Raw genomic sequence first — 24972 nt, forward strand, 5'->3', positions numbered from 1 at the left:
CCCGGGCTGGGTAACCGCGGCCCCAAAGGGACACAGTACGGCTGCGAGGCGGCAAACGCAGCCCGAACCTTGACCCTAGGGCCAATTTGGGCTAAGGCGCCCGCAGGCCATGAGGGCCGAAAGACGCCGGGACGCCCGGACCATCAGCGTCCCCTTGACTACCATGCGGTCCGATACCGCATTGACAGGATGCTAATGACCAAGTTCTCCGACCTCGCGCTGGACCCCCGCGTGCTGAAGGCCGTGCAGGAAGCCGGCTACGAAACGCCCACCCCCATCCAGGCGCAGGCCATCCCGCATGCGCTGGAAGGCAAGGATGTGCTGGGCATCGCCCAGACCGGCACTGGCAAGACCGCCAGCTTCACGCTGCCGATGATCACCATCCTCGGCAAGGGTCGCGCCCGCGCGCGGATGCCGCGCAGCCTCGTGCTCTGCCCGACCCGCGAACTGGCCGCGCAGGTGGCCGAGAATTTCGACATCTACGCGAAACATTCCAAGCTCTCGAAGGCGCTGCTGATCGGCGGCGTCTCCTTCACCGAGCAGGACAAGCTGATCGACCGCGGCGTGGACGTTCTGATCGCCACCCCCGGCCGCCTGCTGGACCATTTCGAGCGCGGCAAGCTGCTCCTGACCGGCGTGCAGATCATGGTGGTGGACGAGGCCGACCGGATGCTCGACATGGGCTTCATTCCGGACATCGAGCGCATCTTCTCGCTGACCCCCTTCACGCGCCAGACGCTCTTCTACTCGGCCACCATGGCGCCCGAGATCGAGCGGATCACCAACACCTTCCTCACCGGCGCGGTGAAGATCGAGGTGGCGCGGCAGGCCACCACCTCCGAGACGATCGAGCAGAAGCTGATCCAGATCACCCCTTCCCGGAAAGAGCGCAGCTTTGCCGACAAGCGGGCCGTCCTGCGCGCGCTGATCCGCGCCGAGGGCGAGGCCTGCACCAACGCGATCATCTTCTGCAACCGCAAGATGGACGTGGATGTGGTGGCCAAGTCGCTGAAGCAGCACGGCTTCAACGCGGCGCCGATCCACGGCGACCTTGACCAGTCGCAACGGATGAAGACGCTCGACGGCTTCCGCGACGGGACGCTGCACCTGCTGGTGGCCTCCGACGTGGCGGCGCGAGGGCTCGACATCCCGGCCGTGAGCCATGTCTTCAACTTCGACCTGCCGACCCATCCCGAGGATTACGTCCACCGCATCGGGCGGACGGGACGCGCGGGCCGCAAGGGCAAGGCCTTCAGCATCGCGGTGCCGTCGGACGACAAGCATCTTGTCGCCATCGAGAGCCTCGTCAAGCAGACGATCCCGCGCGGCGCGTTGCCCGAGGGCTTCAGCCTCGAGGACCGTCCCGACCGGCCCGAGCGGGAAAGTTCGCGTGGCGAGCGGCCCGGTCGCAGCCGCCGCGGCCGCGACCGCGAGCGGGACCGCCGCGAGGAGCCGCGCGCGGAGGCCGTCGAGCCCGTCGTTGCCGAGGAGGTGCCCGAGGTGCCGGTGCGCGAGGAGCGTGCTCCCAGGCGGGACGACCGCCGCGAGGATCGCGGGCGTCGGGACCGTGACCGCGACCGCCGCGACGAGCGCGTGGTCGGCATGGGCGACCATGTGCCGGACTTCCTGCTGCGCAGCTTCCGCATCCCGAGCCTCACGGCGCTGGACGAGGAAGAGCCGGCCGCGGACAGCGCCGAAGAGGTTCTCGCCGGACAGGGCGAGGCCTGAGCCCGCTCTGGCAGCGCCCTTCCGGCGCTGCCTTGCCTTCATGGAAACGAATTGGCGACCTGAGCGTTGAGGGGCATCCTCACGCAATGAAAGGTGCTGCCATGAACCGCCTCTCCATCGCCCTGCCGCTGGCGGGCCTGCTCGCCCTTGCCGCCTGCGGCAGCAACGACACCGAACGTGCCGCCACGGGCGCACTGGGAGGCGCGGTCGTCGCCGGCCCGCCCGGCGCCCTCGTCGGTGGTGCGGCCGGAACGCTGGTGGATTGACCCTCAGGCCGGTCGGCGGTCCGGGGGCAGTTCAAGCGTGCGCCCGGACCATCGGACGATGAGGGGCAGCCAGAGCTCCCCTCGCCGCCTCAGCCCTCCATCAGGCGGCTGACCACCACAGTCACCTCGGGCTTCTTGCCGATCTCTTCCATCGAGACCTGCCGGACGATCCGCCGGATCGCCTCGTCGAGCTTGTCGTCGTCGCGCATGACCTTGGCACCCGCCCGGCCGAGATAGTCGGAGAGTTCCTCCTCCATCGTCTCGGACAGCGCCTTGCCGGTCCGGCCCCGCTCGGGCAGGCCCATGAGCTCCACCCAGGCCTCGCCCAGCGGCTCGTCCTGCTCGTCGAGGATCACCGTCGTCAGCACATGGCCGTTCAGCGCCATTCGGATCCGGTCGCGCACCACCCCGTCGCGCGCGCCGATCAGCACGTTGCCGTCGAGGTAGGTCCGGCCGGTGTCGATATATTCCGCCACCTGCAGCCCGCGCGTCAGATCGGTCAGCATCCCGTTGGTGATCACGTCCGACGTGATCCCCTTGGCCGCCGCGATGCGGGAATGTTCGCGCAGGTGGCGGTGCTCGCCGTGCATCGGCACGAGCACCTCCGGCCAGAGGAGCGTATGCACCTGCTCGAGATCCGGCCGGTTCGCGTGGCCCGAGACATGGTAGAGCCCGCCCGCATCATCCATCACATCGACGCCCATCTCCGAGAAGGCGTTGACGACACGCAGCACGCCGCGCTCGTTGCCGGGGATGGTCTTGGAGGAGAAGAGGAAGAGGTCGCCCTCCTTCATCTCGAGCCCCAGATACTTCCCGCGCGCGAGCTGGGCCGAGGCCGCGCGCCGCTCGCCCTGGCTGCCGGTCACGATCAGCATCAGGTTCTGCCGCGGGATCTCGGCCGCTTCCTCGGGGCTCACCACCTGCGGAAAGCCGGACAGCACGCCGCTTTCCTGCGCCGCCTGCACCATGCGCCGCATGGCGCGCCCGAGAAGGCAGATCGAGCGATTGGACGCCGCCGCGGCCTCGGCCAGCGTCTTGAGCCGCGCCACGTTCGAGGCGAAGGTCGTCGCCACCACCATGCCACGCGCACCCGCGATCAGCGCCCGCAGCGGATCGGCCAGCGTCGCCTCGGACCGGCCGGGATGCAGCGAGAAGACGTTGGTCGAGTCGCACATCAGCGCCTTGACCGGGCGTTCCGCCGCGATGGCCCGGAAGGTCTCGTCGGCCCAGGGCTCGCCCACCACCGGCGAGCGGTCGAGCTTGAAATCGCCGGAATGGACGATGCGGCCCGCGGGCGTGTCGATCACCAGCGCCGAGCTTTCGGGGATCGAGTGCGAGACCGGCACAAACTGCACCTCGAAGGGCCCGGCCTCGACCACCTCGGGGCGCGCGCCCACGATGTTGATCCGGTCAGCCGGCAGCCCATGTTCCTCGAACTTGAGCCGGCCGATGGTGCCAGTGAAACGGCGCGCGTTGACCGGCGCCTTGAGTCGCGGCCAGAGATGGCCGAGCGCGCCGATATGGTCCTCGTGCGCGTGGGTGATGAAGATGGCCTCGATCCGGTCCTGACGCTCTTCCAGCCAGGAGATGTCGGGCATGATGAGATCGACGCCCGGCGTCGTCTCCATGTCGGGGAAGGTCACGCCCAGATCGACGACGATCAGCCGCTCGCGTCCCTCGGGGCCATAGCCATAGACATAGCAGTTCATTCCGATCTCGCCCGCTCCGCCGAGCGGCAGATAGATCAGCCGGTTCGCACTCATTCCAGATCCTTGTTGTATTGGTGGATCAGGACGAGACCCTGCATGGTCAGATCGTCCTCCACCTTGTCGAACAGATCGAATCCCTGGTCGAATAAGGGTGCCAGGCCCCCTGTGGCGATGACCTTCATCGGGGCGTGCCGCTCGAGCCGGATCTGGCGAACGATGCCCTCGACAAGGCCGATATAGCCCCAATACACCCCCGACTGGATGCAGGCCACCGTATTCGTGCCGATGGCATGCGAGGGCTTGGTCACATCGACATGCGGCAGGGCTGCGGCCGCCATGTGCAGCGCCTCGAGGCTGAGGTTGACGCCGGGCGCGATCACGCCGCCGATATAGGCGCCGTCGGCGTCCACCACGTCGAAGGTGGTGGCGGTGCCGAAATCCACCACGATCAGGTTGCCGCCGTGCAGGTGGTAGCCCGCGACCGTGTTCACCAGCCGGTCCGGCCCGACCGTGGTGCCCTGATCGACGCGCGGCGCGACCGGCAGCCGGCATTCCGGCTTGCCCACCACCAGCGGGCGGCAGTCGTAATAGCGGTTGCAGAGGACGCGCAGGTTGAAGACCACCCGCGGCGCGGTCGAGGAGATCACCGCCTCGGTGATCCGCGCCTCGATCCGCGTCAGGCTGAGAAGCGTCGAAAGCCAGACGTGGTATTCGTCGGCGGTGCGCTTGTGGTCGGTGGCGATGCGCCAGGTGGCCAGGAACTGCGTGCCGTCCCAGATCGAGAAGACCGTGTTCGTGTTGCCGCAGTCGATCGCCAGAAGCATGCCGTCACCTTCAGAAAAACACCTCGGCCGCCGGGATCGCCACGCGGCCGTCGCGTGTCTTCAACACCAAAGCGCCGGAAGCGTCCACCGTCTCGAAGATGCCTTCGCGCAGGTCGTGGCCGGTGCGTGCCCGGATGGGCTCACCCAGGCGCGCGGCATGGGTCAGCCAGGCCTCGCGCGTGGGGGCAAAGCCGTAGCGGGCAAAGCTTTCCTCGCGCCGGGCATAGGCGGGGGCGAGACGGTCGAGGAAGGCCGCCGGATCGACGCGCAGGCCGGTCTCGGCCAGAAGGCTGACGGGCGGCACCGCGCCCGGCTCGACCTCGGCCACCGCAGGGGCGCCAATCAGGTTCACGCCGATGCCGATGGCCAGATGCTGGACGCGCCCGCCCTGCCCGATGCTTTCCAGCAGGATGCCGGCCAGCTTGCCGCCGTTCAGCAGCACGTCGTTCGGCCATTTCAGCGCGAAGGCCTCCGGCAGGCCGGTCAGCGCGACGCAGGCATCGCGCAGCGCCAGCGCCGCCACGAAGGAGCGCAGCGCCACCACCTCGGGCGCCTCGGTCGGGTGCATGAGGTAGGTCGCGTAGAAATTGCCGCGCGGCGAGGTCCAGGGACGCCCCCGCCGCCCCCGCCCCGCCGTCTGCTCGCCGGCCTGGATCCAGGCCGGCCCACTCAGGCTGGGCGCGAGGCGGGCGGCCATCGCGTTGGTGCTGTCAACCGTCTCGAGGGCATGGCGCGCCACACCCTCCGGCCAGGGATCAGCGAACAAGCGTCTCGGCCGCCACCGCAGCAAGGGGTTCAAGGCCGAACATGTTGATCACGCCCAGCACGTTGATCGCGGCCGCACCCATCAGCATGGACCATTGCACCCCGTCCATCCGGCTTTCGACCGGATCGGTCTCCTTGCCGAAATACATGTAATAGACGATGCGCATGTAGTAGTAGGCGCCGATCACCGCAGCCAGAACCGTGAGGATCGCAAGCCAGGCCATCCCCGCGCTCACCGCCGCCTTCAGGACGTAGAACTTGGCGAAGAAGCCGATGAAGGGCGGCACCCCGGCCAGGCTGAACATCAGGATCAGCACCGCCAGCGCCTTCAGCGGCTCGCGCCTGGCGAACATGTTCAGGCTGTCGATGCTGGTGACCGGGCGGCCGTCCTTCTCCATCGACAGGATGAAGGCGAAGGTGCCGATGTTCATGGTGACATAGATCGCCATGTAAAGCAGCATCGCCTGCACGCCCGCCGCCGTCCCGGCCGCAAGCCCGACGAGCGCATAGCCCATGTGGCCGATCGAGGAATAGGCCATCAGCCGCTTGATGTCGCGCTGCCCGATGGCCGCGATCGAGCCGAGGAACATCGAGGCCACCGCCAGCGCCGCCAGCACCTGCCGCCAGTCCATCGGGATGCCGCCGAAGGCGTCATGCACCGTCCGCGCGATCAGGGCGATCGCCGCCACCTTGGGCGCGGTCGAGAAGAAGGCGGTGACCGGCGTCGGCGAGCCCTCATAGACGTCCGGCGTCCACATGTGGAAGGGCGCGGCCGAGACCTTGAAGGCGAGGCCCGACAGCATGAAGACCAGCCCGAACAGCAGGCCCAGCGGCACCCCCTCGTTCAGCGTCAGCATGATGCCCGAGAAGAGCGTCGTGCCGGCATAGCCATAGACGAGCGACGCGCCGTAGAGCAGCAGGCCCGACGACAGGGCGCCCAGCACGAAATACTTCATGCCGGCCTCCGTCGATTTCACCGAGTCGCGCCGCAGCGAGGCCACGACATAAAGGGCAAGGCTCTGCAGCTCGAGCCCCATGTAGAGCGCGATCAGGTCTCCGGCAGAGACCATCATCATCATGCCGGTGACCGAGAGCGCGACAAGGATCGGGAACTCGAACCGGCCGAGGTCGCGTCGCTGCATGTAGTCCTGCCCCAGCAGCAGAACCGCCGCCGCCGAAACGAGGATCGTGACCTTGGCAAAGCGCGAGAACGGATCCTCGATGAACATGCCGCCAAAGGCCAGGCGCGCGCCCGAACCGCCAAAGCCGATCCAGACCGCCAGGAGCAGCATCAGGCCCGAGATGGCCCAGGTCATCACGGGGGTCGTCCGGTCCTTGCCCCCATAGACCCCGGCCATCAGGCCGATCATGGCGGCGGTGGCGAGCACCACTTCGGGAAGGACGGTCGAGAAGTCAGCGGAGGTCATCGTTCGTCCCTCATTCCATGGCCAGCCGCGAGCCCGCCTCGAACAGGGCAGCCGCGGACTGGTAGTCGCTCGTCAGGCGGGCCACCGAGGGCCCGATGATGTCGGTCACAAGGCTCGGATAGACGCCGAGCAGCAGCGTCATGGCTACGAGCGGGGCGAAGATCGCCTTCTCGCGCCGGTCCATGTCGCGGATGGTGCGCAGCGCTTCCCGGACCAGTTCGCCGAAGACCACGCGGCGGTAGAGCCAGAGGCCGTAGGCCGCCGAGAGGATCACGCCGGTCGTAGCCACCATCGCCACCCAGGTGTTGACCTGGAAGATGCCGACGAGGGTCAGGAACTCACCCACGAACCCGCTGGTGCCGGGAAGCCCCACGTTGGCCATGGTGAAGAACATGAAGATCAGCGCATAGGCCGGCATCCGGTTCACGAGGCCGCCGTAGGCGTCGATCTCGCGCGTGTGCATCCGGTCGTAGATCACGCCGACGCAGAGGAACAGCGCGCCCGAGATGAAGCCGTGCGACAGCATCTGGAAGATCGCTCCGTCCACGCCCTGCTGGTTCGCGGCGAAGATCCCCATGGTCACATAGCCCATGTGCGCGACCGACGAATAAGCGATCAGCTTCTTCATGTCCGACTGCGCCAGCGCCACCAGCGAGGTGTAGACGATGGCGATCGCCGACAGCCACAGCACCAGCGGCGACAGCAGGTCCGACCCCACCGGGAACATCGGCAGCGAGAAGCGCAGGAAGCCATAGCCGCCCATCTTCAGCAGGATCGCCGCCAGCACGACCGAACCCGCCGTCGGCGCCTGCACGTGCGCGTCCGGCAGCCAGGTGTGCACCGGCCACATCGGCATCTTCACGGCGAAGCTCGCGAAGAAGGCCAGGAACAGCAGCGTCTGCAACCCGCCCACGATCTGGAAGCCCGCGATCGACAGCGTCCCCGACGAGAATTCATGCGCCATCAGCGTCGGAATGTCGGTCGTGCCCGCGTCGAAATACATCGCGATCATCGCGATCAGCATCAGGACCGAGCCGAGGAACGTGTAGAGGAAGAACTTGAAGGCCGCGTAGATCCGCTCCTTGCCGCCCCAGATCCCGATGATGAGGAACATCGGAATGAGGCCCGCCTCGAAGAACAGGTAGAAGAGCACGAGGTCAAGGGCGCAGAAGACGCCGATCATAAGCGTCTCGAGCACCAGGAAGGCGATCATGTATTCCTTGACCCGGTTCTCGACCTCCCAGGCCGAGGCGATGGTCAGCGGCATGAGGAACGTGGTCAGCATCACGAACAGGATCGAGATGCCGTCCACGCCCATCTTGTACTTCAGGCCCGCGATCCAGTCGTAGGTCTCGACGAACTGGAAGCCGGTGTTGTCGGGGTCGAAGCCCGCCAGCAGGAAGAGCGACACGAGGAAGGTCGCCGAGGTGGCCAGCAACGCCAGCCACTTGGCGTTCCGCTGCGCGGCCGCGTCCTCGCCCCGCAGGAACAGCGCCATGATCAGCGCCGCGACCAGCGGGATGAAGGTGATGATCGACAGCAGGTTTTCCATCAGTGCGCGCCCCCCGTGAGCGTCATCCAGGTAATGAGGATCGCGATGCCGAGGAACATGGCGAAGGCATAGTGGAAGATGTAGCCGGACTGCACGCGGCCGGCGAGCCGGGTCAGCGCCGGGATGATCCCCAGCGCAAGCCCGTTGATCGCGCCGTCGATCACCGCCCCGTCGCCCCGCTTCCAGAGGAAGCGGCCGAGGAACCGGGCCGGACGGACGAAGATCACGTCATACAGCTCGTCGAAATACCACTTGTTCAGCAGGAACAGGTAGAGCGGACGCTGGTTCTGCGCGAGAGCCCCCGGCAGCGACGGCTTGGCGATGTAGAAGAGCCAGGCAAAGGCAAAGCCGATCAGCATTGCGACGAAGGGCGAGACCTTGACCCAGACCGGGGCGTGGTGCGCCTCGTCCATGACATGGTTCTCTGGGCCCATGTAGATCGCGCCGATCGGGCCAAGCGCCGCCACTTCGGCATGGGCCTCGGTCTCGGCCGCGCTCGGCGCCTCGCCGGCACCGGCCAGGTTGCCGGCCTCGGGCAGCGCCTCGTCGGCGGCCTGGGTCCCCGCTCCGTGCTCGGCCGCGGCCTCGGCGTGCGACTCGCCCTCTTCCGAGGAGGCCGCGTGGTGCGGGATGCCGAACCAGGTGGCCACGCGGTTGTGGTCGCCGAAGAACGAGTTGTACCAGATCATCCCCGAGAACACCGCGCCAAGCGCCAGGACACCCAGCGGGATCAGCATGGTCTTCGGGCTTTCATGCGCATGGTCATAGGCATGGTGATCGCCGCGCGGCGTGCCGAAGAAGGTCAGGAAGATCAGCCGCCAGGAATAGAAGCTGGTGAAGCAGGCGGCCACGACCAGCAGCCAGAAGGCATAGGAGGAGCCCACGAAGGCGCTCTCGATGATCGCGTCCTTGCTGAGGAACCCGGCGAAACCGATATGGGTGAGCGGGATGCCGACGCCGGTGATGGCGAAGGTGCCGATCATCATCGCCCAGAAGGTCAGCGGGATCTTGTGGCGCAGGCCGCCATAGTTCCGCATGTCCTGCTCGTGGTGCATGGCGTGGATGACCGAGCCCGCGCCGAGGAACAGCATCGCCTTGAAGAAGGCGTGGGTGAAGAGGTGGAACATCGCCGCCGAATAGACGCCCACGCCCGCCGCCACGAACATGTAGCCGAGCTGCGAGCAGGTCGAATAGGCGATCACCCGCTTGATGTCGTTCTGCACGAGGCCCACGGTCGCCGCGAAGAAGGCGGTGGTGGCGCCCACCACGACGATCATGGTCTGGGCATCGGGCGCGAACTCATAGAGCGGCGACATGCGGCAGACGAGGAAGACGCCCGCGGTCACCATGGTGGCGGCGTGGATCAGCGCCGACACGGGCGTCGGGCCCTCCATTGCGTCGGGCAGCCAGGTGTGCAGGCCGAGCTGGGCCGATTTCCCCATCGCGCCGATGAACAGCAGCACGCCGATCAGGTTCGCGGCGTTCCACTCGGTCCACAGGAAGGTGACGTTGGTCTGCGCAAGCTGCGGCACCGCGTCGAAGACATCGTCGAAACGGATCGAATCCACCAGGAAGAACAGGGCCATGATGCCAAGGGCAAGGCCGAAGTCACCCACGCGGTTCACCACGAAGGCCTTGATCGCGGCCGCATTGGCGGACGGTTTCCGGTAGTAGAAGCCGATCAGCAGATACGAGGCGACGCCTACGCCCTCCCAGCCGAAGAAGAGCTGCACGAGGTTGTCCGAGGTCACCAGCGTCAGCATCGCGAAGGTGAAGAACGAGAGATAGGCGAAGAACCGCGCCTTGTAATGCTCGTGATGGTTCCAGTTGTCGTCATGCGCCATGTAGCCGAACGAATACAGGTGCACGAGCGCCGAGACGGTGTTCACCACCACCAGCATGATCGCGGTCAGCCGGTCGATGCGGATCGCCCATTCGGTCGAAAGCGAGCCGCTCTCGATCCAGCGCAGCAGGACGACCTGATACATCTCGCCGTCGAAGCCGAGGAAGATGATCCACGAGAGCAGCGCCGCGAGGAACACCAGCGCGGTGGCGATGATCTGCCCCGCCCGCTCGCCGATGAGACGCCAGCCGAAGCCGCAGATCAGCGCGCCGAGGAGCGGCGCCAGAAGGATGATCGTTGCCATGTGCCTCAGCCCTTCATCACGTTGACGTCTTCGACGTCGATGGTGCCGCGGTTACGGAAGAAGGTGACGAGGATCGCAAGCCCGATCGCGGCCTCGGCCGCGGCCACGGTCAGCACGAAGAGCGTGAACACCTGCCCCGTGAGATCCCCGAGGAAGCTCGAGAAGGCCACGAGGTTGATGTTCACCGCGAGCAGCATCAGCTCGATGGACATCAGGATCACGATCACGTTCTTCCGGTTGAGGAAGATGCCGAAGATCCCGATCACCAGCAGCGCGGCCGATACCGTCAGATAATGCTCAAGTCCCACCATTCTCGTCCCTCCGGCTCACCGCCCGTCTTTCCCTTGTGCCGGCGGCCGGCCCGCGCGCAAGCGCAGACCCCGGCCCCCGGATCTTCCGCACGCGGACCCGACGAGGGGTCCGCACCACGGTCTGTCCGTCAGGCTCCGAAGAGCCCGTCCCGGTCTGGCCTCAGAGGCCCTGCCCCGGCTTCACGTCCTTCAGTTCCATCGCCTTGGCGGGATCGCGCCACATCTGCGCCAGCACGTTCTGGCGCTTGACGTCGCGCCGCTCGCGCAGCGTGAGCAGGATCGCCCCCACCATCGCCACGAGCAGGATCAGCCCGGCCGCCTGGAAGAGGTAGAGATACTTGTCATAGATCAGCAGGCCGAGCGCGCGGCTGTTCTCGATCTGGTTCGGGTCGGGCGTCGGCGCCTGGCGCAGCCCCGGCGCGCCCTCGGCCTGCACCCATGCGCCGATCCCCATCGAGAGCTGAAGCAGGATCACGATCCCGATCAGCGCCGCCACCGGCATGTAGCGCGCCATCTCGGACTTGAGCGCCTCGAAATCGACGTCGAGCATCATCACGACGAACAGGAACAGCACCGCCACCGCGCCGACATAGACGATCACGAGCAGCATGGCCACGAACTCGGCGCCGAGCAGCACGAACATCCCGGCCGAGCTGAGGAACACGAGGATCAGCCACAGCACCGCATGAACCATGTTGCGCTGCGTCACGACCATGAGCGCGGCGAAGACCGCGGGCACGGCAAAACAGTAGAAGGCCAGATCGGCGACACTCATTCGTCTGTCTCCTCGAACTCGGCAAAGACGCTCTGGGCCACGTCCAGCGCCTTCTGCATGGCGGGCACCCCGCCGAATAGGCTCATCTGCCAGATCACCTCGGCGATCTCGCGCTTGGTGGCCCCGGCCGCCAGCGCATGGCGGATCGTGAGCCGGATCTGGGGCTCGGCATGGGCGCCGAGAACGGTCAGGGCGGCGATCGTCACGAGGAGGCGGGTCTTGGCGTCCAGCCCCTCGCGGTTGAAGGTCTTGCCGAACCACATCTCCATCACGTCCTTCGACATGGTGGGGATGAGCTTCTCGAACTCCTTCACCTGGAAATGCTCAAGGGCAGGATTGAACGAGCGGGCCATCTCGTGGCCCTGCTCGATCATCGCCTTGAACATCTTCGCCAGCTCGTCGTTCATCGGTAGGGCGCATCCAGTTCGAGGTTGCGGGCGATCTCGGCTTCCCACCGCGCGCCGTTCTCGAGGAGCTTTTCCTTGGTGTAGAACAGCTCCTCGCGCGTTTCGGTCGAGAATTCGAAGTTCGGCCCCTCCACGATCGCATCCACCGGGCAGGCTTCCTGGCAGAAGCCGCAGTAGATGCATTTCGTCATGTCGATGTCGTAGCGCGTGGTGCGGCGGCTGCCGTCCTCGCGCGGTTCGGCGTCGATGGTGATGGCCTGAGCCGGGCAGACCGCCTCGCAGAGCTTGCAGGCGATGCAGCGTTCCTCGCCGTTGGGATAGCGGCGCAGCGCGTGCTCGCCCCGGAAGCGGGGCGACAGCGGCCCCTTCTCGTGCGGGTAGTTCAGCGTGTGCTTGGGCGCGAAGAAATACTTCATGCCAAGGCCGAAGCCCTTGATGAAATCGAGCAGCAGGAAGTATTTGACCGCCCGGCCGTAGTCGATTGCGCCTGTCCTGGCCATGTCAGCCCCCCATCGCCCAGCGGGCCCAGAAGCCGCCGAACACTTCGAATTTCGCAAGGAACGCCACCAGAACCACCCAGGCGAGGCTGAAGGGCAGGAACACCTTCCAGCCGATCCGCATGAGCTGGTCGTAGCGGTAGCGCGGCACGATGGCCTTCACCATCGCGAACAGGAAGAAGAAGAAGCCCATCTTCAGCACCATCCAGAGCGCGCCGTCGGGCAGCCCCGGAATGGGCGAGAGCCAGCCGCCGAAGAACAGAAGGCTCATCAGCGCGCACATCAGGAAGATGGCGATATATTCACCGGCCATGAACAGCAGGAACGGGGTCGAGCTGTATTCGACCTGGAAGCCGGCAACGAGTTCGGATTCCGCTTCGGGCAGGTCGAAGGGCGGGCGGTTGGTCTCGGCCAGCGCCGAGATGAAGAACAGCGCCACCATCGGCAGGTGCGGCAGCCAGTACCAGTTGAAGATCCCGAACGAGCCCGCCTGCGCCTCGACGATGTGGGTCAGGTTCATCGAGCCCGTCGAGATGATGATCCCGATGATGATCAGCCCCAGCGACACCTCGTACGAGATCATCTGCGCCGCCGAACGCAGCGAGCCGAGGAACGGATATTTCGAGTTCGAGGCCCAGCCGCCCATGATCACGCCATAGACCTCGAGCGAGGAGACGGCGAAGACGAACAGGATCGCCACGTTGATGTCCGACAGCACCCAGCCGGGGCTGAAGGGGATCACGGCCCAGGCCAGCACCGCCAGCACGAAGGACAGAAGCGGCGCAAGGAAGAAGACCGGCCGGTCCACGCCCGCGGGAACCACGACCTCCTTGAAGACGTATTTGGCGGCGTCGGCCACCGTCTGCAGCAGGCCGAAGGCGCCGACCACGTTCGGGCCGCGCCGCATCTGCACCGCCGCCCAGATCTTGCGGTCGCCATAGACGAGGAACAGGAGCGAGATCATCACGAAGCCGATGACCAGAAGCCCCTGCGCCGCGATCGTGAGGATGATGCCCATCCCCGAATTCATGAACTCACCCATGGCGCCTCGCATCCCTCATGCCGATCGTCATATCGTCGGTATTCCCTGTTCCCGGCAATCGCGCACCGTCACCTCGGCGTCGATCGTCTGCACGCCGCGGGGCAGCGCGGCCGAAATGGTGTAAATCGCATCACCCCGCCAAATGCCACCCCTCTCCGCGACATTTGTTCGCAGATGCCGGGCAAAGCCGTAACCGCGGATGAGCGTGTATTGGGCAGCGGCGCAGCGGGCGTAATCCTCGACATCGGGGATGCCCCGCGCTCCCTCCATCTCGACGAGGAACTCGACGAGATCATCGTCGAGCAGCCGCGTCTCGATGCCCTTGTAGACGGGCGTGAACTCCTCGTCCGGCAGCGCGGCCTCGGGTGCGGCCGGCGGACCGCACGAGGCGAGGCCCGCCAGAGCGAGCCCGACCGGAAAGAGGACGGCCGGCCGCACGCCCTACTCCGCGGCGAGCGACGGCTGGCCGCGCCGCGCGGCCAGAGCCGAAAGCTCGCCCATCAGCGCCGAGGCGCGCGCGATCGGGTTGGTCAGGTAGAAGTCCCGCACCGCAAGACGGAAGTCCGCCGTGCCCGGTTCGCGCAGCGGCAGCGGCTGCCACTCGTTCGCGGCCACCTGATCGACGCGGCCCAGATGCGGCACGGCCTCGACCAGCTTGCGGCGCAGGGCGGCCATCGTGTCCCACGGAAGCGTCTGGCCCAGTTCGGACGACAGCGCGCGCAGGATCGCCCAGTTCTCCTTGGCCTCGCCCGGCGGGAAGCCCGCGCGGAAGGCGAGCTGCGGACGACCCTCGGTGTTGACGAAGAGGCCGTTCTCCTCGGTGTAGGCGGCGGCCGGCAGGATCACGTCGGCGCGGTGCGCGCCGCGGTCACCGTGGCTGCCCTGATAGATCACGATGGGGCCTGCTCCGATCTCGACTTCGTCGGCGCCGAGGTTGAAGATCACCTCGGCCCCCTCGATGGCGGCCGGAAGCCCGCCCTCGGTCACGCAGCCCACATCCATCGCGCCCACACGCGCGGCGGCGGTGTGCAGCACCAGAAGCTTCGCGCCCGTCGCCTCGGCCAGCTTCATCGCCTGCGCCAGAACCGCCTCGCCATCGGCCTCGGTCAGCGCGCCCTGCCCCACGATCACGAGGCCGCCGCGCTTCTCTTCCGCCACAGGCTCGTCCGCCAGCTTCACCAGCGCCGCCCGGTCGGTGCCGAGATGGGCATAGTCATAGGTCAGATCCACGGCGCGGCCGATCAGCCCGACCTCGGCCCCCAGAAGCCACGCCTTGCGGATGCGCGCGTTCAGCACCGGCGCCTCGTTGCGCGGGTCGGCGCCGATCAGCAGGATGCGCTTCGCGGTGTCGATCTCCTCGATCGCCGCATTGCCCACATAGGCCGAACGGTTGCCCGCGGGCAGCCGCGCGCCGTCCGTCCGGCACTCGACGCGGCCCCCCAGCCCTTCGACCAGCGTCTTCAGCGAGAAGGCGGCCTCGACCGGGACCAGATCGCCCACGAGGCCCGCGACCTTCCGGCCCTTCATCGCGGCGGCGGCGGTCTGCAGCGCCTCGGCCCACGAGGCTTTCCGCAGCTTGCCGTTCTCGCGGACGTAGGGAACATCCAGACGCTGGCGGCGCAGCCCGTCCCAGACGAAGCGGGTCTTGTCGCTGATCCATTCCTCGTTCACGCCGTCGTGGTTGCGCGGCAGGATGCGCATGACCTCGCGGCCCTTGGTGTCCACGCGGATGTTCGATCCCAGCGCGTCCATCACGTCGATCGACTCGGTCTTGCCCAGTTCCCACGGCCGCGCCGTGAAGGCATAGGGCTTCGAGGTCAGCGCGCCGACCGGGCAGAGGTCGATGATGTTGCCCTGAAGGTTGGTATCGAGCGTCTGGTTGAGATAGCTGGTGATCTCGCTGTCTTCGCCGCGGCCCGTCTGGCCCATCTGGCTGATGCCGGCGACCTCGGTCGTGAAGCGCACGCAGCGGGTGCAGGAGATGCAGCGCGTCATCTGCGTCGCCACCAGCGGCCCGAGGTTCAGGTTCTCGGAGGCGCGCTTCGGCTCGCGGTAGCGGCTGAAATCGACGCCATAGGCCATCGCCTGGTCCTGCAGGTCGCACTCGCCGCCCTGGTCGCAGATCGGGCAGTCGAGCGGGTGGTTGATGAGCAGGAACTCCATCACCCCCTCGCGGGCCTTCTTGACCATGGGCGAGTTGGTCTTGACCACCGGCGGCTCGCCGTTCGGGCCGGGGCGCAGGTCGCGCACCTGCATCGCGCAGGAGGCGGTGGGCTTCGGCGGGCCGCCCACGACCTCGACAAGGCACATGCGGCAGTTGCCGGCGATCGACAGCCGCTCGTGGTAGCAGAAGCGCGGGATCTCGATCCCGATTTCCTCGGCCGCCTGCAGAAGCGTCATGGCGCCGTCCACCTCGACCTCGATACCGTCGATGATGATCTTCTTGAGGTTGCTCATCCGCCTACTCCGCCGTGCGGCCCCCGCCGCCCAAGTTCCGTTCCGTCACGCGCGGGCCCGCTGGGCCCGCGGCTCGGTCATTCCGCCGCCATGGCGCCCATGCGCCCGGTCTTCTTCGCCTTGATCCGGTCCTCGATCTCTTCCCGGTAGTGCCGGATCAGGCCCTGGATCGGCCAGGCCGCCGCATCGCCGAGCGCGCAGATCGTGTGGCCCTCGACCTGCTTCGTCACCGAGAGCAGCATGTCGATTTCTTCAACCTCGGCCTCGCCGCGCACGAGGCGGTCCATGACCCGCATCATCCAGCCCGTGCCCTCGCGGCAGGGGGTGCACTGGCCGCAGCTTTCGTGCTTGAAGAACTTCGCCAGCCGCCAGACCGCCTTGATGACGTCGGTCTGCTGGTCCATCACGATCATGCAGGCGGTGCCGAAGCTGGATTTCAGCTCGCGCATCCCGTCGTAGTCCATCACCGCGTCTTCGCATTGCTCGGCCGGGATGATCGGGCAGGAGGCGCCGCCGGGGATCACCGCCTTGAGGTTCTTCCAGCCGCCGCGCACCCCGCCGCCATGCTTCTCGATGAGTTCCTTCATCGAGATCGACATGCTCTCCTCGATGACGCAGGGCGTGTTGACGTGCCCCGACATGGCAAAGAGCTTCACGCCCGCGTTGTTCGGCCGGCCAAAGCCCGCGAACCACTCGCCGCCCCGGCGCAGGATGGCCGGGATCACCGCGATGGATTCCACGTTGTTCACCGTGGTCGGGCAGCCGTAGAGACCGGACCCGGCCGGGAACGGCGGCTTCATCCGCGGCATTCCCTTCTTGCCCTCGAGGCTTTCCAGCAGCGCGGTTTCCTCGCCGCAGATGTAGGCGCCGGCGCCGTGGTGCAGGTAGATGTCGAAGTCGTAGCCCGACTTGCAGGCGTTACGGCCGATCAGGCCCGCGTCATAGGCCTCGTCGATGGCGGCCTGCAGGGCCTCCTTCTCGCGGATGTATTCGCCGCGGATGTAGATGTAGGCCGCAACCGCCCCCATCGCAAAGCCCGAGAGCAGCGCGCCCTCGATCAGCGTGTGGGGGTCGTGCCGCATGATCTCGCGGTCCTTGCAGGTCGCGGGCTCGGATTCGTCGGCGTTGATGACGAGATAGGAGGGCCGGCCGTCCGACTGCTTGGGCATGAAGGACCATTTGAGGCCCGTCGGGAAGCCCGCCCCGCCCCGGCCGCGCAGGCCGGAGGTCTTCACGATGTCGATGATCCGGTCGCGGCCGAGCGCGAGCAGGTCGGCCGTTCCGTCCCACTGGCCCCGCGCCATCGCGCCCTTCAGGCTGCGGTCGCCCATCCCGTAGAGGTTGGTGAAGATCCGGTCCTGGTCCTTCAGCATCGCATCGTCCTCATTTCCCCTGGCGCCGTCGCCAGATCCGCCAGGTTGTCACCAGCGCCCAACTGAACCCGGCGAGCGCCGCCAGGTCGAAGAGGAGGTAGATCCGGGCCTCCAAGCCCAGCCATCCTCCCAGGATCTGCGCCCCGATCCACATGAGACCCGTCGCCGCGATGAGAAGCGCGACCTGCCGCGCCTGCCGCGTGTCGTCGGGCCCGCCAGCCATCAGCCCTCGGGCTTCTTCGGATCGGAGGTCTGCGCCCCCGGTTCGGCCGTGGCCGTTCCGCCGGTGGCCACGCCCGTCTTCTCGGGACGCGCCGCCCGATCGGCCGGTGCCTCCTCGATGGTGACGCCGGTCTTGTCCACCGGACGGCCCGCGCCGGGTGTCGGCCGCTGCGGCTCACCGGCCGCCGCGGCCACCGGCGGACGCCGGCCCAGCCACGGGGTCAGGATCGGAACCTCGGTCCCGTCGATCCGCTTGATCGTGTCGCCGATCCCGAGCGCCAGCGCCACCGAGGCGTTGTGCTCGGAGACCTGCGGGCCGACCTCGGTCAGGCTCGTGGCGCCGCCCGCGGGCTCGGACGAGAAACGCCCGATCTGCGAGCCGGGCCGCGGCACCTCGCCCGCCGAGAAGCGGTCGATCAGCGCCGAGAGCGTCTCGGCGTTCAGATCCTCGTAATAGTCCTTGCCGATCTGGGCCATCGGCGCGTTCGCGCAGGCGCCGAGGCACTCGACCTCTTCCCACGAGAAGCGGCCGTCGGCCGACAGCATGTGCGGCTGCGGCGCGATCTTCTCGCGGCAGACGCGGATCAGCTCCTCGGCGCCGCAGATCAGGCACGAGGTCGTGCCGCAGATCTGGATATGCGCCACGCTGCCAACGGGTTGCAGCTGGAACATGAAGTAGAAGGTTGCCACTTCCAGCGCCCGGATGCGGGCCATGCCCAGCATGTCGGCCACATGTTCGATGGCGGGCTTGGTCAGCCAGCCCTCCTGCTCCTGCGCGCGCCACAGAAGCGGGATGATCGCCGAGGCCTGACGGCCCTCGGGATATTTCGAGATCTGGCCACGCGCCCATTCGAGATTCGCCGGAGTGAAGGCGAAGCTGTCGGGCTGGGCGTGATGCAGGCGGCGAAGCATTAGCGGTCGATCTCCCCGAACACGACGTCGAGCGTGCCGATGATGGCGGACACATCGGCCAGCAGGTGGCCCTTGGCGATGTAGTCGATGGCTTGCAGATGCAGGAAGCCCGGCGCGCGGATCTTGGCGCGGTAGGGCCGGTTGGTTCCGTCCGCGACCAGATAGACGCCGAACTCGCCCTTGGGCGCCTCGACGGCGGCGTAGACCTCGCCCTCGGGCACGTGGAAGCCCTCGGTGTAGAGCTTGAAATGATGGATGAGCGCCTCCATCGAGGTCTTCATCTCGGCCCGCGGCGGCGGCGTGATCTTGCCCCGCGCCAGCACGTCCCCCTTCTCCACCCGCAGCTTGGCAAGGCACTGCTGGATGATCCGGGTGGACTGGCGCATCTCTTCCATGCGGCAGAGGTAGCGGTCGTAGCAGTCGCCGTTCTTGCCCACCGGGATCTGGAAGTCGAACTCGTCGTAGCATTCGTAGGGCTGCGAGCGGCGCAGGTCCCACGCCAGCCCCGACCCGCGCACCATCACGCCGGAGAAGCCCCAGTCGAGAATGTCCTTCTCGGACACGACGCCGATATCGACGTTGCGCTGCTTGAAGATCCGGTTCTCGGTCAGGAGTTCGTCAAGGTCGTCGAGCACCTTCGGGAAATGCTCGGCCCACTCCTCGATGTCCTCGATCAGGCGCGGCGTCAGGTCCTGGTGCACGCCCCCGGGCCGGAAGTAGGCCGCGTGGAGCCGCGCCCCCGAGGCCCGCTCGTAGAAGACCATCAGCTTCTCGCGCTCTTCGAAGCCCCAGAGCGGCGGGGTCAGCGCGCCCACGTCCATGGCCTGCGTCGTGACGTTCAGCAGGTGGTTCAGGACGCGCCCGATCTCGGAATAGAGCACGCGGATGATGCTGGCGCGCCGCGGCACCTGCACTCCGGTCAGCTTCTCGATGGCGAGGCACCAGGCATGTTCCTGGTTCATCGGCGCCACATAGTCGAGCCGGTCGAAATAGGGCAGGTTCTGCAGGTAGGTCCGCGTCTCCATCAGCTTCTCGGTGCCGCGGTGCAGCAGGCCGATATGCGGATCGCACCGTTCCACCACCTCGCCGTCAAGCTCCAGCACAAGGCGAAGAACGCCATGCGCCGCAGGGTGTTGCGGGCCGAAGTTGATGTTGAAGTTGCGAAGCTTCTGCTCGCCGGTCAGCACGTCGTCGAACTTGGTGTCCATGGCCATCCCCTTACGTCCGCGCCTTGTCGTCGCCGGGCAGGATGTAGTCCGCACCCTCCCACGGGGAAAGGAAGTCGAACTGGCGGTATTCCTGCACCAGCCTTACCGGCTCATAGACCACGCGCTTCTGGACCTCGTCATAGCGGACCTCGGTGTAGCCCGTGGTCGGGAAGTCCTTGCGCATCGGATGGCCACGGAAGCCGTAGTCGGTCAGGATGCGGCGCAGGTCGGGGTGGCCGGTGAAGAGGATGCCGAACATGTCGAACACCTCGCGCTCGAACCAGTTGGCCGAGGGATGCACGGAATGGATCGAAGGCACCGTCTCGTCCTCGCGCACCTGCATCTTCAGGCGGATGCGGTGGTTCTGATACATCGACAGGAAGTGATAGACCATGTCGAACCGGGCCGGCCGCTCGGGATGGTCCACCGCCGTGATGTCCACCAGCGACGAGAACCGGCAGCGCGCGTCGGTGCGCAGGAACTCGACCAGTCCGACGATATGGTTCGGCGCAACATCCAGCGTCAGCTCGCCGAACTCGATCCGATGACCGAGGATCGCGTCGGGCTGGCGCATCTCGACATGCGCGGCCAGTTCCTGAAGGGCTTCGGCCATGTCGGTCTCCTCAGCGGGTAATGGTGCCGGTGCGGCGGATTCTCCGCTGCAACTGGAGGATGCCATAGAGCAGCGCCTCCGCCGTGGGCGGGCAGCCCGGCACATAGATGTCCACCGGCACGATCCGGTCGCAGCCGCGCACCACCGAGTAGCTGTAGTGGTAGTAGCCCCCGCCATTCGCGCAGGAGCCCATCGAGATCACATAGCGCGGCTCGGGCATCTGGTCATAGACCTTGCGCAACGCCGGCGCCATCTTGTTGGTCAGGGTGCCGGCCACGATCATCACGTCGGACTGGCGCGGGCTGGCGCGCGGCGCCACGCCGAACCGTTCCACGTCATAACGCGGCATCGAGGTGTGCATCATCTCGACCGCGCAGCAGGCCAGGCCGAAGGTCATCCAGTGAAGCGAGCCGGTGCGCGCCCAGTTGATGAGATCCTCGGTCGTGGTCAGCAGGAAGCCCTTGTCCTGAAGCTCGCGGTTGAGGCCCGCGGTGTCGTAGTCGCGGTCATGGCCCGCGGTGTTGAGGCCGGTCATTGCCATTCCAGCGCCCCCTTCTTCCATTCGTAGGCGAAGCCGACGGTCAGGACGGCCAGGAACACCATCATCGACCAGAAGGCCGTCATCGAGATGTCGCCGAAGGCCACGGCCCAGGGGAACAGGAACGCCACCTCGAGGTCGAAGATGATGAAGAGGATCGAGACGAGGTAGAAGCGCACCTCGAACTTCATCCGGGCGTCGTCGAAGGCGTTGAAGCCGCATTCGTAGGCCGACACCTTCTCGGGGTCGGGCCGGCGCACCGCCACGATCACCGCCGACAGCATGAGCAGGAGCCCGAGGCCTCCCGCCAGCACCGTCAGGATGACGATGGGAAGAAACTCTCGGAGAAGATCGTCCATGGTGGCTCCCTCGGCTGGCGGCTGGCCACCGTTTCCGGCGGCACAGGCAGTCACGTGCTGACGCTTCGTTTACTCTGCGCCCCGGCCGGGGTCAACCAAACCTCGCGACAAAACACCGCGACGGAAATGTGCCTTATGTCATTGGTATACAATGGTGAACCGAAATTTTGCTTATGCGGCAATGGCGAGCACGGACGCCCTGCCGCACGCCGGGTGCGACTCAGACCTGTCCCGCCCATGCTGCGGGGCGGCGGCCGAAAAAGGCCTCGACCCCTTCCCGCGCCTCGTCACTCTCCCATCGGTTGACGAGGGCGCGGATGCTGGCCTCGATCCGCTCCTCGTCGATCGGGGGGCCGAAGCGGCGCAGCAGGGCCTTGGCCTCGGCCACGGCCCCCGGCGCGCAGGAGAGGTAGGGCCGCACTTCGGCCTCGATGGCGGCGTCGAGCGCATCGGGCGCGACGGCCGCCGAAAGGAAGCCCAGCCGCACCGCCTCGTCCGCCCCGAAGAGCCGGGACGAGAAGAAGACGCGCCGCGCCATGGCCTCGCCCACGCGCGCGGCGACATAGGGGCCGATGGTGGCCGGGATCAGCCCGAGGCGGGTCTCGGTCAGGCCGAAGCGCGCCCCGTCCGCGGCAATCGCCGTGTCGCAGACCGAGATCAGCCCCATGCCGCCCCCGAAGGCCTGGCCCTGCACGCGGCCGATCAGCGGCTTCGGCAGCTCGTTCAGGGCCCGCAGCATGCGGGCCAGCTTGCGCGCCTCGTCCGCGCGGGTGGGCCCGTCCGCCGCCATCTGCGCCTTCATCCAGCCCAGATCCCCCCCGGCGCAGAAACTCTCGCCCGCCGCGGCCAGCACGACCACCCGGACCGAGGCCGCAGCCCCGAGCCGCGCCGCCGCCTCGGTCAGTTCCGCGATCATGGCGGCCGACAGGGCGTTGTGCTTGTCCGCCCGGTCGAGTGTGAGGGTCGCGACGCCCCGGCTGTCTTCCGCGATACGGATGGTGTCGAACATGTCCCCTCCTGTCAGCCGGTGCGCAGGCGCCGCGCCAGCGCCGCGGCCTCGGCCAGTCTCGCCGGATCGAGCCCGGTCTCGTATCCCTTGGCCACAAGATGGGCCGCGACCGCTTCGGTGGCGACGTTGCCCGCAGCCCCCGGCGCATAGGGGCAGCCGCCGAGCCCGCCCACCGAGGCATCCACCACCCGCAGCCCACGCGCGAGGGCCGCGTCGATCACCTCAAGCGCCCGGCCGGCCGTGTCGTGGCAATGGGCGGCCAGCCGCGCGGGCGGCAGTTCCCCAAGGACCGCGGTCAGCATGGCGTCGAACCCGTCGGGCGTCGCCCGCCCGACCGTGTCCCCGAGCGAGACTTCGGCGCAGTCCAGATCGCGCAGCGCCGCCGCCACCCGAGCCACCGCAGCGGGCGGCGTCGGACCGTCGAAGGGACATTCCACCACCATCGAGATGTAGCCGCGCAGCCGCGTGCCGTCGCGCCGGGCGGCCTCGGCGATGGGGCCGAGCCGCTCGAGGCTCTCGGCGACGCTGCAGTTGAGGTTGGCCTTCGAGAAACCCTCGGAGGCCGACACGAAGACCGCGACCTCGCCCGCCCCAGCGGCCACCGCGCCCTCGTAGCCGCGCAGGTTCGGCGCAAGGGCGGCGTAGGTCACGCCGGGCCTGCGCCGGATGCCCGCCAGCACCTCGGCCCCGTCGACCATCTGCGGCACCCAATTCGGGCTCACGAAGCTCGCCACCTCGATCCGGCGGAAGCCGCAGGCCGAGAGCGCATCGACCAGCGCGATCTTGTCGCGGGTGGGGATCGCCCGCGGCTCGTTCTGGAGCCCGTCTCGTGGGCCCACCTCGAAGATCTCGACGAGCTCAGCCATCCTCGTCCTCCAGACGCACGAGGGCCGCGCCCGCCTCGACCTGCGCCCCGGCCTCGACCAGCACCTCGGCCACCCGTCCGTCGCGCGAGGCGGCCAGGACATGCTCCATCTTCATCGCCTCGATCACGGCCAGCCGGTCGCCCTTCGCGACATGCTCGCCCACGCGCACCGCCACCTCGCGCACAAGCCCCGGCATCGGCGAGAGCGTCAGGCCACCCTGCCCCGCCTCGTCGCCGCCCCGGTCGAACGGGTCGGGGATCTCGAAGCTGACCGTGCCCTGTCGGGCGAAGACATGGACCTGCGCGTCGGTCCGCAGCACGCGCCCCGGATGGCGGCCCGCCACCTCCCAGCCTTCGGGGCAGAGACGGGCCGCCAGCGTGACCCCGCCCAGTTCCACGCTCGCGCGGCCGGGGGCCTCGACGATCAGCATGGCCGCGATCTCCTCGCCGTCACGCCGCAGGCGCGCGTGGCGGCGCAGCGGACCCCAGAGGCTGAAGCCCTGCAGCGGGGGCGCCATGTCGCCCAGCTCGGCCGTCAGGATGGCGGCAGCGGTGATTTCGGGCGCAACCGCCACGGGTTCGGTCAGGCTTGCCAGATCGCGGGCGATGAGGCCGGTATCCACCTCGCCCGCAGCAAAGCCCGGATGGCGCGCGAGACGGCCGAGGAAGGCGAGGTTCGTGACCGTCCCCGCCACCTCGGTCTCCTCGAGCGCCCGCGCAAGGCGGTTGAGCGCGCTTGCCCGCGAGGGGCCGTGCGCCACGATCTTGGCGATCATCGGATCATACCAGGGGCTGATGCGGTCGCCCGTGCGAACGCCCGTGTCGGCCCGCACGCCATCGGCGAAGCGCAGATGGTCGAGCCGCCCGGTGGCGGGCAGGAAGCCCGCGGGCACGTCCTCGGCGTAAAGGCGCGCCTCGAAGGCGTGGCCCATCAGCGGGATCTCGTCCTGCGCAAGCGGGAGGGGTTCGCCCGCCGCGACGCGGAGCTGCCATTCCACAAGGTCGATCCCGGTGACGGCCTCGGTCACCGGATGCTCGACCTGAAGGCGGGTGTTCATCTCCATGAACCAGAAGCGGTCCGGGCGGAGGCCCTCGGACCCGTCCACGATGAATTCGACCGTGCCCGCGCCGCGGTAGCCGATGGCGCGGGCGGCGCGGACGGCGGCCTCGCCCATGGCGGCGCGCATCTCGGGCGTCATGCCGGGCGCCGGGGCCTCCTCGATCACCTTCTGGTGGCGGCGCTGGAGCGAGCAGTCGCGTTCATAGAGATGGACGGCGTCGCTGCCGTCGCCGAAGACCTGCACCTCGATGTGGCGCGGGCAGTCGATCCATTTCTCGATCAGGACGTCCTCGTTGCCGAAGGCGGTGCGGGCCTCGGCGCGGGCCGAGGCGAGAGCGGTTGTGAAATCCCCGGCCCGCTCGACCCGGCGCATGCCCTTGCCGCCGCCGCCCGCAACCGCCTTGATGAGGACGGGGTAGCCCACATCCCCGGCCATCAGCGCGAGATGCTCGGGCTCCTGATCCTCGCCGTGATAGCCAGGGACAACCGGAACGCCGGCGCGCGCCATCAGCGCCTTGGCCGCATCCTTCAGCCCCATGGCGCGGATCGCCGCGGCCGAGGGGCCGATGAAGGTGAGGCCCGCCGCCTCGACCGCCTCGACGAACCCGGGGTTCTCGGAGAGGAAGCCGTAACCCGGATGGATCGCCTCGGCGCCGGAGGCCAGCGCGGCCTCGATCAGCCGATCGCCGCGCAGGTAGCTGTCGGCGGGCTGCGGGCCCCCGATCGGCACCGCCTCGTCGGCCAGCGCCACATGCAGCGCATCGGCATCGGCGTCGGAATGGACGGCCACCGTCGCCACGCCGAGGCGGCGGGCGGTGGCGATGATGCGGACGGCGATCTCGCCGCGGTTGGCGATCAGGATCTTGCGGAACATCGGACCTCGCCTTCCGGGCCGGCCGCGGGGGG

Annotated in this window: 25 protein-coding genes; 2 read left to right on the forward strand and 23 right to left on the reverse strand. The window is 67.7% G+C overall.

Going from position 1 to position 24972, the window contains the following annotated elements:
• Window positions 1-195 precede the first annotated feature (195 nt).
• Together FG154_RS03390 and FG154_RS03395 are read left to right on the forward strand one after the other, a co-directional pair.
• A complete protein-coding gene (locus tag FG154_RS03390) occupies window positions 196-1728 on the forward strand; it encodes a DEAD/DEAH box helicase (protein ID WP_186312278.1) in 1533 nt (510 codons plus the stop codon).
• Window positions 1729-1829: 101 nt separating this feature from the next.
• Complete coding sequence (locus FG154_RS03395) at window positions 1830-1994, forward strand: hypothetical protein (protein ID WP_085996573.1); 165 nt, start codon at window positions 1830-1832, stop codon at window positions 1992-1994.
• An 89-nt stretch (window positions 1995-2083) separates the two neighbouring features.
• Here FG154_RS03395 and FG154_RS03400 read toward each other — a convergent pair whose 3' ends face one another.
• The 23 genes from FG154_RS03400 to FG154_RS03510 form a co-directional block, all read right to left on the reverse strand.
• Entirely contained in the window at window positions 2084-3757 is a 1674-nt protein-coding gene (locus FG154_RS03400) for a ribonuclease J (protein ID WP_145104365.1), read from the reverse strand.
• A complete protein-coding gene (locus tag FG154_RS03405) occupies window positions 3754-4527 on the reverse strand; it encodes a type III pantothenate kinase (protein WP_145104367.1) in 774 nt (257 codons plus the stop codon). Before FG154_RS03405 ends, FG154_RS03400 begins: the two co-directional genes overlap by 4 nt.
• Window positions 4528-4537: 10 nt before the next feature.
• Window positions 4538-5293, reverse strand: a complete 756-nt coding sequence (locus FG154_RS03410) for a biotin--[acetyl-CoA-carboxylase] ligase (RefSeq protein WP_145104369.1) — start codon at window positions 5291-5293, stop codon at window positions 4538-4540.
• Window positions 5283-6719: an NADH-quinone oxidoreductase subunit NuoN gene (gene nuoN, locus FG154_RS03415; protein WP_145104372.1), complete on the reverse strand. Its 1437-nt coding sequence runs from the start codon at window positions 6717-6719 to the stop codon at window positions 5283-5285. Before nuoN ends, FG154_RS03410 begins: the two co-directional genes overlap by 11 nt.
• A gap of 10 nt (window positions 6720-6729) precedes the next feature.
• Complete coding sequence (locus tag FG154_RS03420; RefSeq protein WP_101340328.1) at window positions 6730-8271, reverse strand: NADH-quinone oxidoreductase subunit M; 1542 nt, start codon at window positions 8269-8271, stop codon at window positions 6730-6732.
• Window positions 8271-10418, reverse strand: coding sequence for an NADH-quinone oxidoreductase subunit L (gene nuoL, locus FG154_RS03425; RefSeq protein WP_145104374.1), 2148 nt, complete (start codon window positions 10416-10418; stop codon window positions 8271-8273). The genes FG154_RS03420 and nuoL overlap by 1 nt, the downstream gene beginning before the upstream one ends.
• A gap of 5 nt (window positions 10419-10423) precedes the next feature.
• Window positions 10424-10729 (reverse strand): NADH-quinone oxidoreductase subunit NuoK, encoded by a 306-nt coding sequence (gene nuoK, locus FG154_RS03430; RefSeq protein ID WP_002719678.1) that lies wholly within the window; start codon window positions 10727-10729, stop codon window positions 10424-10426.
• 160 nt (window positions 10730-10889) lie between these two features.
• Window positions 10890-11504 carry an NADH-quinone oxidoreductase subunit J gene (locus tag FG154_RS03435; RefSeq protein WP_145104376.1) on the reverse strand — a complete coding sequence of 205 codons (615 nt, stop codon included), beginning with the start codon at window positions 11502-11504 and terminating at the stop codon, window positions 10890-10892.
• Window positions 11501-11911, reverse strand: coding sequence for a carboxymuconolactone decarboxylase family protein (locus tag FG154_RS03440; RefSeq protein ID WP_145104378.1), 411 nt, complete (start codon window positions 11909-11911; stop codon window positions 11501-11503). Before FG154_RS03440 ends, FG154_RS03435 begins: the two co-directional genes overlap by 4 nt.
• Window positions 11908-12411 (reverse strand): NADH-quinone oxidoreductase subunit NuoI, encoded by a 504-nt coding sequence (gene nuoI / locus FG154_RS03445; protein WP_145104380.1) that lies wholly within the window; start codon window positions 12409-12411, stop codon window positions 11908-11910. The genes FG154_RS03440 and nuoI overlap by 4 nt, the downstream gene beginning before the upstream one ends.
• Before the next feature lies 1 nt (window position 12412).
• Window positions 12413-13450 (reverse strand): NADH-quinone oxidoreductase subunit NuoH, encoded by a 1038-nt coding sequence (nuoH, locus tag FG154_RS03450; RefSeq protein WP_145104382.1) that lies wholly within the window; start codon window positions 13448-13450, stop codon window positions 12413-12415.
• 27 nt (window positions 13451-13477) lie between these two features.
• Window positions 13478-13888: a hypothetical protein gene (locus FG154_RS03455; RefSeq protein ID WP_145104384.1), complete on the reverse strand. Its 411-nt coding sequence runs from the start codon at window positions 13886-13888 to the stop codon at window positions 13478-13480.
• Between the two features lie 3 nt (window positions 13889-13891).
• Entirely contained in the window at window positions 13892-15907 is a 2016-nt protein-coding gene (gene nuoG / locus FG154_RS03460) for an NADH-quinone oxidoreductase subunit NuoG (RefSeq protein ID WP_145104386.1), read from the reverse strand.
• Window positions 15908-15984: 77 nt separating this feature from the next.
• Window positions 15985-17280 (reverse strand): NADH-quinone oxidoreductase subunit NuoF, encoded by a 1296-nt coding sequence (gene nuoF, locus FG154_RS03465; protein ID WP_145104388.1) that lies wholly within the window; start codon window positions 17278-17280, stop codon window positions 15985-15987.
• Between the two features lie 10 nt (window positions 17281-17290).
• Window positions 17291-17503: a DUF5337 domain-containing protein gene (locus FG154_RS03470; RefSeq protein WP_145104390.1), complete on the reverse strand. Its 213-nt coding sequence runs from the start codon at window positions 17501-17503 to the stop codon at window positions 17291-17293.
• Window positions 17503-18414, reverse strand: coding sequence for an NADH-quinone oxidoreductase subunit NuoE (gene nuoE, locus FG154_RS03475; protein ID WP_145104398.1), 912 nt, complete (start codon window positions 18412-18414; stop codon window positions 17503-17505). The genes FG154_RS03470 and nuoE overlap by 1 nt, the downstream gene beginning before the upstream one ends.
• Window positions 18414-19622: an NADH-quinone oxidoreductase subunit D gene (locus FG154_RS03480; RefSeq protein ID WP_186312279.1), complete on the reverse strand. Its 1209-nt coding sequence runs from the start codon at window positions 19620-19622 to the stop codon at window positions 18414-18416. The genes nuoE and FG154_RS03480 overlap by 1 nt, the downstream gene beginning before the upstream one ends.
• Window positions 19623-19632: 10 nt before the next feature.
• Complete coding sequence (locus FG154_RS03485) at window positions 19633-20235, reverse strand: NADH-quinone oxidoreductase subunit C (RefSeq protein WP_145104402.1); 603 nt, start codon at window positions 20233-20235, stop codon at window positions 19633-19635.
• Between the two features lie 10 nt (window positions 20236-20245).
• Window positions 20246-20770 (reverse strand): NuoB/complex I 20 kDa subunit family protein, encoded by a 525-nt coding sequence (locus FG154_RS03490; RefSeq protein ID WP_011909017.1) that lies wholly within the window; start codon window positions 20768-20770, stop codon window positions 20246-20248.
• Window positions 20767-21132 carry an NADH-quinone oxidoreductase subunit A gene (locus tag FG154_RS03495; protein WP_145104403.1) on the reverse strand — a complete coding sequence of 122 codons (366 nt, stop codon included), beginning with the start codon at window positions 21130-21132 and terminating at the stop codon, window positions 20767-20769. Before FG154_RS03495 ends, FG154_RS03490 begins: the two co-directional genes overlap by 4 nt.
• A 220-nt stretch (window positions 21133-21352) precedes the next feature.
• On the reverse strand, window positions 21353-22141 hold the full coding sequence (locus FG154_RS03500; RefSeq protein ID WP_145104404.1) for a crotonase/enoyl-CoA hydratase family protein: 789 nt from the start codon (window positions 22139-22141) through the stop codon (window positions 21353-21355).
• An 11-nt stretch (window positions 22142-22152) separates the two neighbouring features.
• Window positions 22153-23007, reverse strand: a complete 855-nt coding sequence (locus FG154_RS03505) for a hydroxymethylglutaryl-CoA lyase (protein WP_145104405.1) — start codon at window positions 23005-23007, stop codon at window positions 22153-22155.
• Window positions 23000-24940 carry an acetyl-CoA carboxylase biotin carboxylase subunit gene (locus FG154_RS03510; RefSeq protein WP_145104406.1) on the reverse strand — a complete coding sequence of 647 codons (1941 nt, stop codon included), beginning with the start codon at window positions 24938-24940 and terminating at the stop codon, window positions 23000-23002. Before FG154_RS03510 ends, FG154_RS03505 begins: the two co-directional genes overlap by 8 nt.
• Between the last annotated feature and the right edge of the window lie 32 nt (window positions 24941-24972).

Source organism: Cereibacter sediminicola, assembly GCF_007668225.1.
Taxonomy (GTDB): Bacteria; Pseudomonadota; Alphaproteobacteria; order Rhodobacterales; family Rhodobacteraceae; genus Cereibacter_A; species Cereibacter_A azotoformans.

What these genes read in the sequence shown, in the direction of transcription:
- FG154_RS03390 (WP_186312278.1), top strand. Translation starts at nt 196, where the DNA reads ATGACCAAGTTCTCCGACCTCGCGCTGGACCCCCGCGTGCTGAAGGCC.
- FG154_RS03395 (WP_085996573.1), top strand. Translation starts at nt 1,830, where the DNA reads ATGAACCGCCTCTCCATCGCCCTGCCGCTGGCGGGCCTGCTCGCCCTT.
- FG154_RS03400 (WP_145104365.1), bottom strand. Translation starts at nt 3,757, where the DNA reads ATGAGTGCGAACCGGCTGATCTATCTGCCGCTCGGCGGAGCGGGCGAG.
- FG154_RS03405 (WP_145104367.1), bottom strand. Translation starts at nt 4,527, where the DNA reads ATGCTTCTGGCGATCGACTGCGGCAACACGAACACGGTCTTCTCGATC.
- nuoN (WP_145104372.1), bottom strand. Translation starts at nt 6,719, where the DNA reads ATGACCTCCGCTGACTTCTCGACCGTCCTTCCCGAAGTGGTGCTCGCC.
- FG154_RS03420 (WP_101340328.1), bottom strand. Translation starts at nt 8,271, where the DNA reads ATGGAAAACCTGCTGTCGATCATCACCTTCATCCCGCTGGTCGCGGCG.
- nuoL (WP_145104374.1), bottom strand. Translation starts at nt 10,418, where the DNA reads ATGGCAACGATCATCCTTCTGGCGCCGCTCCTCGGCGCGCTGATCTGC.
- nuoK (WP_002719678.1), bottom strand. Translation starts at nt 10,729, where the DNA reads ATGGTGGGACTTGAGCATTATCTGACGGTATCGGCCGCGCTGCTGGTG.
- FG154_RS03435 (WP_145104376.1), bottom strand. Translation starts at nt 11,504, where the DNA reads ATGAGTGTCGCCGATCTGGCCTTCTACTGTTTTGCCGTGCCCGCGGTC.
- FG154_RS03440 (WP_145104378.1), bottom strand. Translation starts at nt 11,911, where the DNA reads ATGAACGACGAGCTGGCGAAGATGTTCAAGGCGATGATCGAGCAGGGC.
- nuoI (WP_145104380.1), bottom strand. Translation starts at nt 12,411, where the DNA reads ATGGCCAGGACAGGCGCAATCGACTACGGCCGGGCGGTCAAATACTTC.
- nuoH (WP_145104382.1), bottom strand. Translation starts at nt 13,450, where the DNA reads ATGGGTGAGTTCATGAATTCGGGGATGGGCATCATCCTCACGATCGCG.
- nuoG (WP_145104386.1), bottom strand. Translation starts at nt 15,907, where the DNA reads ATGAGCAACCTCAAGAAGATCATCATCGACGGTATCGAGGTCGAGGTG.
- nuoF (WP_145104388.1), bottom strand. Translation starts at nt 17,280, where the DNA reads ATGCTGAAGGACCAGGACCGGATCTTCACCAACCTCTACGGGATGGGC.
- FG154_RS03470 (WP_145104390.1), bottom strand. Translation starts at nt 17,503, where the DNA reads ATGGCTGGCGGGCCCGACGACACGCGGCAGGCGCGGCAGGTCGCGCTT.
- nuoE (WP_145104398.1), bottom strand. Translation starts at nt 18,414, where the DNA reads ATGCTTCGCCGCCTGCATCACGCCCAGCCCGACAGCTTCGCCTTCACT.
- FG154_RS03480 (WP_186312279.1), bottom strand. Translation starts at nt 19,622, where the DNA reads ATGGACACCAAGTTCGACGACGTGCTGACCGGCGAGCAGAAGCTTCGC.
- FG154_RS03485 (WP_145104402.1), bottom strand. Translation starts at nt 20,235, where the DNA reads ATGGCCGAAGCCCTTCAGGAACTGGCCGCGCATGTCGAGATGCGCCAG.
- FG154_RS03490 (WP_011909017.1), bottom strand. Translation starts at nt 20,770, where the DNA reads ATGACCGGCCTCAACACCGCGGGCCATGACCGCGACTACGACACCGCG.
- FG154_RS03495 (WP_145104403.1), bottom strand. Translation starts at nt 21,132, where the DNA reads ATGGACGATCTTCTCCGAGAGTTTCTTCCCATCGTCATCCTGACGGTG.
- FG154_RS03500 (WP_145104404.1), bottom strand. Translation starts at nt 22,141, where the DNA reads ATGTTCGACACCATCCGTATCGCGGAAGACAGCCGGGGCGTCGCGACC.
- FG154_RS03505 (WP_145104405.1), bottom strand. Translation starts at nt 23,007, where the DNA reads ATGGCTGAGCTCGTCGAGATCTTCGAGGTGGGCCCACGAGACGGGCTC.
- FG154_RS03510 (WP_145104406.1), bottom strand. Translation starts at nt 24,940, where the DNA reads ATGTTCCGCAAGATCCTGATCGCCAACCGCGGCGAGATCGCCGTCCGC.